Here is a 12,545-nt window from a genome sequence, read left to right on the forward strand (position 1 = left end):
GCAGAACGAAGGGGAGGGGGGCGGGGAGATGGAGGATGGAAACAAGGGGCGCTTGCCGATCGGCGCCCGCAGGCCGCATAAAGGGTCCGACTGCAAGGTTTCGAAAAAGACGGGCGCCACTTGCATCGTGCCGTTCCGACCGGAACAGGCAGACCGGATGGAGGAGATCCTGGAAGGAATCGATGCCGCGCTGGCGTCTCCGGCGTCATCGCCGCCGGCCGGACGGCTGACGGCAGAGCTCAGGCAGCTGCATCAGCTGGCGGTCGATCTGGCGATGCCGAGACGGGAAAAGGCGCGTCTGCTCGCTGCCGTGGAGCTGGCGATCGGAACGGCGGAGCGCGCGGGGAGCTGGACGGATCCCGTCATTGCGGCCGTGCAGCAGCTGCTCGGGGAGCTGCTCGCGATCGTGCTGCTAAGCTGCGTGTCGAACGCGGTCAAGGACGGCTGGGTCGCGCGGCTGAGGCTCGCCGCCCTCGAAGCGTCGTCGATTCCGACCGGCGGGGGCGGCGGACCGCCGGGACCTCCCGGACCACCAGGGCCTCCAGGGCCGCCAGGATCGACGGGCTTGCCAGGGCCGGCAGGGGCGGCCGGCGCTCAGGGGCCGGCGGGCTCGGTCGGCCCGGCGGGACCGGCAGGGGTGCCGGGACCGGCGGGTGCGCCGGGGGCGGCCGGCGCGACGGGGACGACGGGAGCGGCCGGAGCGATAGGAGCGACCGGGCCGACGGGCGCAACAGGCGCGACGGGAGAGGCGGGACTGTCGGTGACCGGAGCGACCGGAGCGACCGGCGATACCGGAGCGACCGGGCCGACGGGCGTCACCGGAGTAACCGGACCGACGGGAGCGACCGGGCCGACGGGAGCGACAGGAGCTGCGGGAGCGCTAGGGGCGACCGGCGACACCGGAGCGACGGGGGCGACGGGCGACACTGGAGCGACCGGGGCGACGGGCGACACTGGAGCGACGGGGGCGACGGGTGTCACCGGAGTAACCGGACCGACGGGAGCGACCGGGCCGACGGGAGCGACAGGAGCTGGGGGAGCGCTAGGGGCGCGGCGACACTGGAGCGACGGGGGCGACCGGAGCGCTAGGGACGACCGGCGTGACCGGCACGACCGGCGACACCGGAGCGACCGGCGTGACCGGCGTGACCGGCGTGACCGGAGCGACCGGGGCGCTGGGCACGACCGGAGCGACCGGGGTGACCGGGACGACCGGCGTGACCGGAGCGGCCGGAGCCGGGGCGATCCTTCCTTTCGCATCCGGCCTGCCTGCGGTGCTGACCACGATCGCGGGAGGACTCGTTGGGACGACTTCGCTTGTCGGCTTCGGCAGCTCCGCCACGGGCGTGAGCGTCGTCGGCAATACGATCGACTTGACGGGCGCGGCGGGAACGCTGCTCAACTTTGCCTTTTCCGTTCCGCGCGACGGCACGATTACGGCGCTGTCAGCGTATTTCAGCACGACAGCCGCCCTCAGCCTCGTCGGCTCGACGATCAGCATTACGGCGACGCTGTACAGCTCCTCGACGCCGGACAACACCTTCACTCCGATTGCAGGGACCGAGGTGACGCTCGCCCCTGCGCTGACCGGCGTGATCTCGCTGGGGACGATCTCGAACGGCATCGTCACCGGCCTGGCCATTCCGGTCACGACGCAGCAGAGGCTGCTGCTCGTCTTCAGCGCGACGGCGACCGGCCTTAACCTGGTCAATACGGTGGCGGGATATGCGAGCGCCGGACTGTCCATCTCGTAAAGCGCGGTCGGAATGCAAAGAGAGAGGGAGGCAATTTCAGCCTCCCTCTTTTTGACGCGCTCCGGCTGTGCTATGATAGACCAGGTTTTTTCGGCAGGCGCAAGGCGAATCGCGGCATGGAAACAGCCGCCGCCCGCGACTACAGCTGCCGGACGCGGTTCGAGACCATCCCGCGTAACCAAAACTAGGGAGGAATCATGTTCAACTTCTATTGGGGCGTCTTTTTCGTCCTGGTCAACTTCGTGCTGTTCCTGGCCTGCTTCCGGCTGTTCGGCAAAATGGGCCTGTACGCCTGGATCGGCTTCGCGACCGTGATCGCCAACATCCAGGTGACCGAGACGATCCAGATGTTCGGCATCGTCATGACGCTCGGCAACACGATCTACGCCTCGCTCTACATGACGACGGACCTCATCAACGAGCGCTACGGCGGCGCGGAGGCGCGCAAGGCGGTCTGGTTCGGCTTCTTCACGCTGCTCGCCACGACCGTGCTCATGCAGATGGTGCTGGCGTTCGATCCGGCCGAGGGCGACTTTGCCCACGAGCCGCTGAGCATCATCTTCGGCCTGATGCCTCGGCTGGCGCTCGCTTCGCTCAGCGCGTATCTGATCAGCCAGTTCCTGGACGTACGGGTGTTCTCGGCGCTGAAGCGCCGCTTCGGCGGCCGCAGCCAGTTCTGGATCCGCATCAACGGCAGCACGATCCTGAGCCAGTTCGTCGACTCGCTCGTGTTCTGCACGATCGCATTCGCCTTTCATCCGGAATATCCGTGGGACATCTGGATCCAGATCTTCTTGACCACCTACGTGCTCAAGTTTGTCATCTCCATCGCCTCCACGCCGGTGCTGTACATCGCCCGCTCGTTCCGCTTCAAGGACGAATGAGCGCCTAGCGCCATGCGGGCGGCAGGAGTTCTTGAGCCGTCCGGCGAAAGGAAAGGGAACTTTCTTTTCGAAGGGCGGTTTTTTCATGGACAAAAGACCCGATCCGGCCGTCGTGCCGGCTCATGAAGTTCCCTATCTCTCCCGCGTGCCGGAAGGCGACCTGATCGCGATCCTGGCCGAGCAGAAGGAACGCGCGCTGGAGCGGCTCGGCGCGCTCAGCGAGGAGCAGGCGAGCCATCGCTACGCCCCCGAGAAATGGAGCGTGCGCCAGGTGATCGGCCATCTGGCCGATACCGAGCGCATCTTGAGCTACCGGCTGCTGGCGATCGCCCGCGGCGACCGGACGCCGCTGCCGGGCTTTGCCGAGGATGAATACGTCGCGGCGGCTCCATTCGAATCATGGACCGCCAAGGAGGCGCTCGCCGACTATGCGGCCGTGCGCGAGGCGACGCTGTCGCTGCTGCGCGGGCTGGCTCCGGGCGACTGGGAGCGCTCCGGCACGGCCAACGGGCTGCCGCACAGCGCGCTGCTGCTCGCCTGCGTCATCGCCGGGCATGAGCGGCATCATCTCCATATTCTGACGGAGCGCTACGGCATCGCCTAGCTCACGCGCCCTAGGGACGCCCAGCATGAAATAAAGGACGAAAGCGGCATCGACGCCGCTTCCGTCCTTTTTGTTCTGGAGGAGACCCTCTTCGAGCGCGCCGTCACTTCGGCTCCGGCCGGCTCGGCGCAGCGGGAGGGAAGCGCCGCTTCAGCGCGTACACCAGCAGCAGGCTGAGGATGACGAGCAGGAACCAGCTGCTCAGCTTGCCCCAGTGGACGAGGCTCCAGCCGAGCCGCTGATCGGGATACGCCCATGCGCCGAGGAACGTCGAGACGTTTTCGGCGAGCCAGATGAACAAGGCGATGAGGGCGAAGCTGGCCAGCACCGGCATCTTCAGCCTTTGCCCGCCGGCCGTGTAGGATACGCTCGCGCGCCAGAACGCCGCGAAGATCGCTGCCGTCAGCCACCACCGCAGATCCGGCAGCCAGTGATGCGTGAAGAAGTTCGCATAGGCGAGCAGCGCCAGCCCCGTCGACAGCCGCAGGTCGGGCCAGCCGCGGAAGCTCAGCTCCAGCCTGCGCCACGCCTGACACATGTAGCTGGCGACGCTGGCATACATGAAGCCGCTGTACAGCGGCACGCCGCCGATCTTGCTCCACCCCTCGCCGGGGTAGCTCCAGGAGCCCATCCGCACCTTGAACAGCTCCAGCATCAGGCCGATGAGATGGAACAGCAGCACGACCTGCAGCTCGCGCGCCGTCTCCAGCCGCAGCAGCAGCATGGCCGCCTGGATCGCCAGGCAGAGCAGGAGCAGCAGGTCGTAGCGGGCGATGCCCGGCACGTCGACGAGCTTCGTGAAGCCGAGCGAGGCGAAGATGAGCACGGGAAACGCGCAGCTGAGCGCTTGCTTCCGCCCGAAATCGAGCAGCATCGCCGCCTTCAGCCGCAGCGGCCGCCTCGGGCCGGACAGCGTTTCTTCCATTGTCGCACGCTCCTTCATGGATATCCGATATCCAAGTGAACGAGCGAGCGCGAAGAAAAGCTGAGGACAGGGCCGATCAGCGCCCGGCCGTCAGCAGGGCGGCGAAGCGCTCCAGCTGGACGCGGTCGGTCTCGTCGAAGCGGTCCGTGACCGGGCTGTCGATGTCGAGCACGCCGAGCAGCCGGCCGTCCTGCGCCAGCAGCGGCACGACGATTTCCGAGCGTGAGGCGGCGTCGCAGGCGATATGGCCGGGGAACGCGTGCACGTCCGGCACGACGACTGTCTCCTTGCGCTCGGCGGCCGTCCCGCAGACGCCGCGGCCGACGGGGATGCGGACGCAGGCCGGCAGCCCCTGGAACGGACCGAGCACCAGGCCCTGCTCGTCGAGCAGGTAGAAGCCGACCCAGTTGATCTCGGTCAGGAACTGGCCGAGCAGCGCGGAGGCGTTGGCCAGATTGGCGATGAGGCTCGGCTCGTCTTCGATGAGCGCCTGCAGCTGGCGGAGGACTGTCTCGTACTGCTGCTCGCGCGTGCCTTCGTAGGCCGTCGTATGGAACATGGGGGAATCCCTTCCTTTTCGCATCAAATGGATGGCCCGATCGGCTCGGCCGCGAAACAGGCGCGGCAGCCGGATCGAGCCCGGCTGCCGCGTGCAGGAGCGGGCCGTTCGTCCCTCCACGATACCATATCCGCTCCGCTCGGGCGAATAGAGCCGGCCGGAGGCTGCGGGCGTGGCGGCGCGCCGCTCAGGCTCCCTGCACGCTGCGGACGGAGCGGTACTTGATGAAGCTGCCGATCCGCCATACCGCGATGTAGCAGAACGCCAGCGTCATCGTCAGCAGGAGGAAGCGGTCCGGCTCGATTCCCTGGAGGAACGAGGAGAGGGCGATCCTCAGGACGATGACGGCGAGAATGACATACTTGAAGTTCGGGTTGGGCTTGGAGTAGATTTCCCCGTCCGCTCCTCGCTCATAGGCGGTGTGCGCGAGCATGATCCAGCCGATCGCGACGCCGATCGCCGCGGCGCAGAGCTCCTCCCACAGGGGAGGAAACGGCGGGTTTCCGCCGCCGGCGGACAGGGAGCCGAGGCTGGCGGCGAAGCCGAGCGCGAGGAAGGCGAGCGGCAGGAACATCAGCCAGCCGCCGGCCCGGATGCGGCGCGGTCTCGAGCCGGAGCGGGCTCGGCGCCAGTAGACGAAGAGCAGGATAAGAGCGATGAAGCCGTACGTGCCGAGAGCTTGCATGGATGCAGCATCCTTTCGGGATGAGAATGGCCGTGCTGCCCTTAAGTGTACGGGGCGGACCATTTATTTACAACGAAACGATGCGCCTTGCGATCGAGGTCCCGAAGCCCCCCGTCCCCGCCAGTTTCGTTTAGGCCAATTTAGGCATTGACGGCCCCTGAGCGGCTGCAGTAGAGTTACGGAATGGAAGGAAGTGTTCGTGTGAAAGGGGAACAGAAAGAGGACCGGAAAATCGGCGGCTGGAGCGTCTACCGCGAGATGCTGGGCCGCTACGTGCTGCCGCAGAAGCGGCTGCTCGGCTGGCTGGCCGCGCTGCTGCTGCTGTCGATCGGACTGCAGCTGGTCAATCCGCAGATCATCCGCTATTTCATCGACACCGCTCAGGGAGACGGAGAACTGACGGCGCTTTATTGGGCCGCCGGCTTTTTCATCCTGTTCTCCCTCGTGCAGCAGGGCGTGTCGGTGGCCGCGGCCTACTTCAGCGAGAATCTCGGCTGGTCGACGACGAACCGGCTGCGCGCGGAGCTTGCCGAGCATTGCCTGGCGCTCGACATGGGCTTCCACAAGACGCAGACGTCGGGCTCGCTGATCGAGCGGGTGGACGGCGACGTGAACGCGCTGGCGAACTTCTTCTCGAGCTTCATCATCCACCTCGCCGGCAATCTCGTGCTGATGGTCGGCATCCTGGCGCTGCTGTTCCGCGAGAACGTCTGGATCGGGCTCGTCATGACCGCCTTCGTCATCGGCGCGGTGTACGTCATCCAGTGGATCCGCCGCTTCGCCGTGCCGGTCTGGAAGCGCTGGCGCGAGATGAACGCGGAGTTCTACGGCTTCATCGGCGAGCATCTGGAAGGCACCGAGGACACGCGCGCCAACGGCGCGGCCGGCTACGTCATGAACCGCTTCTACGAGCTGACGCGCCGCATGCTGCCCGTGCGGGTGCGGGCGTTCTTCGGCTTCTGCATGATGTGGAGCACGACGATCCTCGTCTTCGCGCTCGGCAACGCCGCCGCGTTCCTCGTCTGCGCCTGGCTGTGGGAGGGCGGGCAGGGAGCGCTCACGATCGGCTCCATCTACCTCGTCTTCTACTATACCGAGCAGCTCGCCAAGCCGATCGAGAAGATCCGCACCCAGCTGGAGGATCTGCAAAAGGCCGACGCCAGCCTGCTGCGCGTGCGCGAGCTGCTGGCGACGCAGCCCAAGATCCAGGACGGTCCTGGCGCGGAGCTGCCTGCCGGACCGCTGTCCGTCGAATTCCACGACATGGAATTCGCCTATGAGGAGGGCGGACGCAATACGCTGCACCGCCTGCAGCTGAAGCTCGAACCCGGCCAGACGCTCGGCCTGCTCGGCCGCACCGGCAGCGGCAAGACGACGCTCGCGCGGCTGCTGCTGCGCTTCTATGATCCGCAGGCCGGCGGCATCCGGCTCGGCGGCGTCGACCTGCGCGAGCTCAAGCTGCACGAGCTGCGGCGCAAGGTCGCGCTCGTCACGCAGAACATCGAGATCCTCGAGGGCAGCGTGCGCGACAACCTGACGCTATTCGACGACTCGATCCCCGACGCCCGCATTGCCGAGGTGCTGCGCGAGCTCGGGCTCGGCGCCTGGCACGACTCGCTGCCGGACGGCCTCGACACCGTGCTCGCCTCCGGCGGCGGCAGCCTGTCGGCCGGCGAGGCGCAGCTGCTCGCGTTCGCCCGCGTGTTCCTGACCGATCCGGGGCTCGTCATCCTCGACGAGGCGAGCTCGCGGCTCGACCCGCTGACCGAGACGCGCATCGAGCAGGCGATCACGCGCCTGCTGCAGGAGAAGACCTGCATCATCATCGCGCACCGGCTCGCGACCGTGCAGCGCGCCGACCACATCCTCATCCTGGAGCACGGGCGGGTGCTGGAGAGCGGCGGCCGCGAGCAGCTGGCATCCGACCCCGACTCGCGGTTCAGCCGGATGCTCGCGGTCGGCATGGAGGAGGTGCTCGCATGAAGACCAGACAATTTTTCATCTCCATCATTCGTTATCGGCCGGGCCTGTATGCGCTCAACCTGATCGCCTGGTCGCTCATCCATATGGCGCCGCTCGTGCCGGGCCTGCTGACCAAGGCGTTCTTCGACGATCTGGAGGGCAGCTACGACTTCCCTTACGGCATCGCCGCGATCGCCGCGCTGCTCGTCGCCGCCGCGCTCGGGCGCATCGCGCTCATCTACGTCGGCTTCCTGACCGACGTCAACGTCCGCTACCGGGTCAGCATGCTGCTGCGCCGCAACATGCTCGCCCATGTGCTCAAGGAGCCGGGGGCGAGGGCGATCCCCGTATCCCCGGGCGAAGCGATCAGCAACTTCCGCGACGACGTCGACCATACCGAGGAAGCGTTCAGCTGGTCGGTCGACATGCTCGGCCTCGTCGGCTTCGTCGTCGTCGCGAGCTGGATCCTGCTGTCCATCGACGCGCAGATGACGGTGCTCGTCTTCGTGCCGCTCATCCTCGTCGTCACGGCCGCCCAGATCGGCACGGCGCGCATCCAGAAGTATCGCGCCGCCAGCCGCGAGGCGACGGCCAAGGTGACCGGAGCGATCAGCGAGATGTTCTCCAACGTGCAGGCGATCCAGGTCGCCGGCGCCGAGAAGCGCGTCGTCGGACGGTTCGTGCAGCTGAGCGAGAAGCGCCGCGAGACGATGGTCAAGGACAAGCTGATGACCGAGGCGCTGTCCTCCGTCTTCGCCAACTCCGTCAACCTGGGCACCGGCCTCATCCTGCTGCTCGCGGGCTACAAGATGCGCGCCGGCGGGTTTACGGTCGGCGACCTGGCGCTGTTCGTCTACTACTTGACGTTCGTGACGCAGCTTATCGGCAACGTCGGCAACTTCATGACCTACTACAAGCAGATGGCCGTCAGCTTCGGCCGCATCAAGTCGATGCTGCAGGGCGCGCCGGCGCAGCTGCTCACGAAGCCCGCGTACATCGGACTCGGACGCCGCAAGCCGCGGCGCGGCGGACAGTCGGAGGAGGCGCGATCCACGCAGGCCGCTCCAGCGGGTGCGGCGAGTCCGGCGGATGCCGGACAGCCGGCCGAATCGCCGGTCGACGACGGCTTCCCGCCGCCGGTCGCAGCCCCGCCGCTGCAGATGCTGGAGGCGCGCGGCCTGACGTATCGGTTCCCGGAGACGGGACGCGGCATCGAAGGCATCGACCTGACGCTGCGGGCCGGCTCGTTCACCGTCGTGACCGGCATGATCGGCAGCGGCAAGACGACGCTCGTGCGGACGCTGCTCGGGCTGCTGCCGGCCGAGGCGGGCGAGATCCGCTGGAACGGCGAGCTCGTCGAGCGGCCGGCCGATTTCTTTGTGCCGCCGCAGAGCGCGTATACGGCGCAGATTCCGCGCCTGTACAGCGACCGGCTGCGCAACAACATCCTGCTCGGCCAGCCCGAGCGGCCCGGCAGCGTGGAGGGAGCGCTCCATGCCGCCGTCATGGAGGAGGACATCGGCGGGCTGGAGCAGGGGCTCGACACGATGGTCGGCCCGCGCGGCGTCAAGCTGTCCGGCGGACAGGCGCAGCGCACGGCCGCGGCCCGCATGCTCGTGCGCGACGCGCAGCTGTATGTGTTCGACGACCTGTCGAGCGCGCTCGACGTCGAGACGGAGCGCCGGCTCTGGGAGCGGCTGTTCCGGCAGCGCGGAGACGCGGCCTGCCTCGTCGTCTCCCACCGCAAGGCGGCTCTCGCCCATGCCGACCATATCATCGTGCTGCACGGCGGCCGCATCGAGGCCGAGGGCAGCGCCGAGGAGCTGCTGCGCACGAGCGAGAGCTTCCGCCAGCTATGGCATGGCGAGGAGACCGGCTGAGGCGCGGGCAAGCCTGCCGCGCGGCAAGGCCCGTTTGTCCGCCGGTCATGCGGCATCCGCGAGACGCGATTGAGGAAACTCAGTCGCGTCTTTTTTTTGTTGCGCTTGACAATAACCCACTTAGTCGATAGGATTTAAATATCAACTGACTGACGAGTCAATCGGGGGGGCGGGAGCAGGATGTCGACCAGCGTGGAGACGGAGCGGCGCCGGCAGCTGATGGCTTGCGCGCTGCAGCGGTTCGCCCGGCATGGCTACCATGCGGCCAAGATTTCCGACATCGTCGCCGATGCGGGCGTCGCGCAGGGCACGTTTTACTGGCATTTCAAAAGCAAGGAAGCGGTCGCGCTGGAGATCGTCGCCGAAGGGCGACGCCAGCTGACCGAGGTGATCGCGCAAGGCTACCGCCGCAGCGGCGGCACGGTGCCGGACATGGTGCGGGCGTCGGAGCAGCTGTTCGCGGATCTGTACCGGTTCGCGGAAGGCAACCGCGAGTGGATGGAGCTGCTGCTCGGCGGGCTGCAGGGCAGCGAGATGGTGTCCGCGGCGATCGCGGAGACGAGGCTGTCGCTGGAGCAGGCGTTCGTCGCCAACATCGAGCGGGCGGTGGAGCTCGGCATGCTGCCGGGAGACATCGACGCGGCGCTGCGGGCGGCGATGCTGATGAGCCTCGTCGAGGGACTGATCGGGCGCTGGCTGCTGTCGCCGCGCCTGCCCGGCAGCGGCGTCGCCGGCCGAACGGCCGAGCAGCTCGCCGCCGAGACCGCGAGATTCGAGTTTTACGGCTTGCCGGGGGGCGCCTAGCCGTCTGGCAGGCGCGCTCGCGCTGCGGCTGGCCGAGCGGAGCGCGCGGGCCGTCCGGCGGGCGGGCGCATGATTCCGGCGCTGTCGGAAAGCTTATAGAGAAAAGGGTATCCAATCTTACCTGACTATGGGAGTGTGTGAATGATGAACAAATGGACCAAGAAGCTCGGGCTGATCGCCCTCATCTCGACGACCGCCTTGCTGGCGGCATGCGGAGGCGCGAACGGCAATGCTCCGGCGGCCTCGCCGGCTCCGTCCGCGAGCCCAGGCGCGGAGCAGCCGGCCGCAGAGGGCGGCCAGCTCGCCGACATCAAGAAAGCCGGCGTGCTCAAGGTCGGCCTGATGGGCACGTACGCGCCGTATAATTTCCTGAACGACAACAAGGAGATCGACGGCTTCGACGCCGACATCGCCAAGGAGATCGCGAAGCGCCTCGGCGTGCAGGCGGAGTTCGCGCCGCAGGAGTTCTCGGGCCTCATCCCGAGCCTGCAGGCCAAAAAGATCGACGTCATCATCAGCCAGGTGACGATTACCGACGAGCGCAAGAAGGCGATCGACTTCTCGCAGCCGTACATCACGAATCAGGTGAAGGTCATCGTGCAGGAGAAGAACGATGCGATTACGAAGCTGGCGGACTTCAAGGGCCATAAGATCGGCGTCGGCCTCGGCACGAACGACGAGACGTACCTGCGCACGACCGTGCTGCCGGAAGTCGGCGACTTCGAGATCAAGACGTACGACGACGTCATCACGACGCTGCAGGATCTGAACGCCGGCCGCATCGACGCGACGATCAACAACCTGTACGCGCTGAAGCCGGTCGTCGAGAAGAACGGCTTCCAGATCAAGGCGGTCGGCGAGCCGATCAAGTCCGACCGCGCCGGCGTCGCGCTGCGCAAGGACAACCCCGACCTGCTCGCGGCGATCGACGAGGCGCTGACGGGCATCAAGGAAGACGGGACGTACAAGACGATCTTCGTCAAATGGTTCGGCGAGGAGCCGCCGGCGGAATGACGGACGGCGGCAGCCGGCTCGCGAGGGGAGACTGAAGCCATATGGATCTGGTGTTCGACAACGCCGGCTTCCTGCTCCGGGGCGCGTATTATACGCTGCTCATCACGCTGCTGTCGATGTTCTTCGGCCTCTTGATCGGCCTCGCCGTCGCCCTCATGCGGCTGCGGGGGCCGTGGCCGCTGCGGGCGCTCGCCCGCGGCTACGTCTCGGTCATCCGGGGGACGCCGGCGCTCGTGCAGATCGTCATCGTCTACTACGGCCTGGTCGATTACGGCATCACGCTCGGGCCGATCACGGCGGCCGTCATCGCGCTCAGCATCAACGTCGGCGCGTTCCTGTCGGAGACGTTCCGCGGAGCGATCCAGGCGGTGCCCAAAGGCCAGCTCGAGGCGGCCTACGCGTCCGGCATGACGACGTGGCAGGCGATGCGGCGCATCATCCTTCCGCAGGCGGCGCGCATCGCGCTGCCGCCGATGGGCAACACTTTTGTCGGCATGCTGAAGGAGACGTCGCTCGTCTCGGTCATCACGGTGACCGAGCTGCTGCGCTCGGCGCAACTGCTGATCGCCCAGTATTACGTGAACATGCCGTTCTACATCGGCATCGCCGTCATGTACTGGGTCATGAGCACGGCGTTCACGACGCTGCTGCATGCGATGGAGCGCCGGCTGGCGCGGGCGTACTGAAGAGACAGCGGAGGAAGGGATCGACATGATCGAGGCGCGGGAGCTGGTGAAGCAGTTCGGGTCGCAGCGCGTGCTGGACGGAGTCGGACTGAAGGTGGAAGAAGGAGAGATCGTCGTGCTGCTCGGCCCGAGCGGCTCCGGCAAGAGCACGCTGCTGCGCTGCCTGAACGGGCTGGAGACGATGAGCTCCGGCTCCGTGGAGGTGGCGGGCGTCGCCGTCGATGCCGGCATGAAGCCGCGCGAGCGGGAGGCGCGGTTCCGCAGCATCCGGCAGCGGACCGGCATGGTGTTCCAGCAGTTCAACCTGTATCCGCACAAGACGGCGCTCGGCAACGTCACGGAGGCGCTGCGCGTCGTGCGCGGCATGGCGGCTGCGGAGGCCGACCGGATCGGCGAGCGGCTGCTCGCGCGGGTCGGCCTGTCGGACAAGCGCGACGCCTATCCGTCGCGGCTGTCGGGCGGCCAGCAGCAGCGCGTGGCGATCGCGCGGGCGCTGGCGACGGAGCCGTCCGTCCTGCTGTTCGACGAGCCGACGTCGGCGCTCGATCCGGAGCTTGTCGGCGAGGTGCTCGCCGTCATGCGGGAGCTGGCGCGCGAGGGCATGACGATGGTCGTCGTCACGCATGAGATGAAGTTCGCGCGCGAGGCGGCGAGCCGCGTCGTCTTCCTGGACGGCGGCCGCATCGTGGAGGAGGCCGCCCCGGCAGCCTTCTTCGCGGCGCCGCGCAGCGAGCGGGCGCAGCGGTTCATCCGGCAGCTGCAAGGAGAGCGCTGAAGGCGCGAGGCAC

Annotated in this window: 13 protein-coding genes; 9 read left to right on the forward strand and 4 right to left on the reverse strand. The window is 67.3% G+C overall.

Annotated features, from left to right (window positions below; translation table 11 throughout):
• Window positions 1–594: 594 nt before the first annotated feature.
• Window positions 595–981: a hypothetical protein gene (locus H582_RS33405; RefSeq protein ID WP_156876711.1), complete on the reverse strand. Its 387-nt coding sequence runs from the start codon at window positions 979–981 to the stop codon at window positions 595–597.
• 119 nt (window positions 982–1,100) lie between these two features.
• On the opposite strand from H582_RS33405, the gene H582_RS33410 reads away from it, so the two are divergent.
• The 3 genes from H582_RS33410 to H582_RS0113155 all read left to right on the forward strand — a co-directional run bounded on the left by H582_RS33410 (window position 1,101) and on the right by H582_RS0113155 (window position 3,242).
• Complete coding sequence (locus H582_RS33410) at window positions 1,101–1,754, forward strand: exosporium glycoprotein BclB-related protein (protein WP_052333222.1); 654 nt, start codon at window positions 1,101–1,103, stop codon at window positions 1,752–1,754.
• 197 nt (window positions 1,755–1,951) lie between these two features.
• Window positions 1,952–2,638, forward strand: coding sequence for a queuosine precursor transporter (locus H582_RS0113150; protein WP_028598886.1), 687 nt, complete (start codon window positions 1,952–1,954; stop codon window positions 2,636–2,638).
• Between the two features lie 85 nt (window positions 2,639–2,723).
• Window positions 2,724–3,242 carry a DinB family protein gene (locus H582_RS0113155; protein WP_043111308.1) on the forward strand — a complete coding sequence of 173 codons (519 nt, stop codon included), beginning with the start codon at window positions 2,724–2,726 and terminating at the stop codon, window positions 3,240–3,242.
• 103 nt (window positions 3,243–3,345) lie between these two features.
• Here H582_RS0113155 and H582_RS27460 read toward each other — a convergent pair whose 3' ends face one another.
• From H582_RS27460 to H582_RS0113170, 3 genes are all read right to left on the reverse strand, one after another.
• Window positions 3,346–4,167, reverse strand: coding sequence for a DUF817 domain-containing protein (locus tag H582_RS27460; RefSeq protein WP_084137230.1), 822 nt, complete (start codon window positions 4,165–4,167; stop codon window positions 3,346–3,348).
• 76 nt (window positions 4,168–4,243) lie between these two features.
• Window positions 4,244–4,726, reverse strand: coding sequence for a GAF domain-containing protein (locus H582_RS0113165; protein WP_028598888.1), 483 nt, complete (start codon window positions 4,724–4,726; stop codon window positions 4,244–4,246).
• Window positions 4,727–4,913: 187 nt separating this feature from the next.
• Window positions 4,914–5,411 carry a CcdC protein domain-containing protein gene (locus H582_RS0113170; RefSeq protein WP_028598889.1) on the reverse strand — a complete coding sequence of 166 codons (498 nt, stop codon included), beginning with the start codon at window positions 5,409–5,411 and terminating at the stop codon, window positions 4,914–4,916.
• 258 nt (window positions 5,412–5,669) lie between these two features.
• Here H582_RS0113170 and H582_RS0113175 point away from each other — a divergent pair, with 258 nt between their 5' ends.
• The 6 genes from H582_RS0113175 (at window position 5,670) to H582_RS0113205 (ending at window position 12,532) form a co-directional block, all read left to right on the forward strand.
• Entirely contained in the window at window positions 5,670–7,394 is a 1,725-nt protein-coding gene (locus H582_RS0113175; RefSeq protein ID WP_174817698.1) for an ABC transporter ATP-binding protein, read from the forward strand.
• The gene (locus tag H582_RS0113180; protein WP_028598891.1) at window positions 7,391–9,253 is read left to right on the forward strand and encodes an ABC transporter ATP-binding protein; all 1,863 of its coding nucleotides are present in this window, start codon (window positions 7,391–7,393) and stop codon (window positions 9,251–9,253) included. Before H582_RS0113175 ends, H582_RS0113180 begins: the two co-directional genes overlap by 4 nt.
• 180 nt (window positions 9,254–9,433) lie before the next feature.
• Window positions 9,434–10,057, forward strand: a complete 624-nt coding sequence (locus tag H582_RS0113190) for a TetR/AcrR family transcriptional regulator (RefSeq protein ID WP_043111310.1) — start codon at window positions 9,434–9,436, stop codon at window positions 10,055–10,057.
• Between the two features lie 141 nt (window positions 10,058–10,198).
• Window positions 10,199–11,071 carry a transporter substrate-binding domain-containing protein gene (locus tag H582_RS0113195; protein ID WP_028598893.1) on the forward strand — a complete coding sequence of 291 codons (873 nt, stop codon included), beginning with the start codon at window positions 10,199–10,201 and terminating at the stop codon, window positions 11,069–11,071.
• A 41-nt stretch (window positions 11,072–11,112) separates the two neighbouring features.
• Window positions 11,113–11,757 (forward strand): amino acid ABC transporter permease, encoded by a 645-nt coding sequence (locus H582_RS0113200; RefSeq protein ID WP_028598894.1) that lies wholly within the window; start codon window positions 11,113–11,115, stop codon window positions 11,755–11,757.
• A 25-nt stretch (window positions 11,758–11,782) separates the two neighbouring features.
• Entirely contained in the window at window positions 11,783–12,532 is a 750-nt protein-coding gene (locus tag H582_RS0113205; RefSeq protein ID WP_028598895.1) for an amino acid ABC transporter ATP-binding protein, read from the forward strand.
• Window positions 12,533–12,545 lie beyond the last annotated feature (13 nt).

Source organism: Paenibacillus pasadenensis DSM 19293 (genome assembly GCF_000422485.1).
Classification (GTDB): Bacteria; Bacillota; Bacilli; order Paenibacillales; family Paenibacillaceae; genus Paenibacillus_O; species Paenibacillus_O pasadenensis.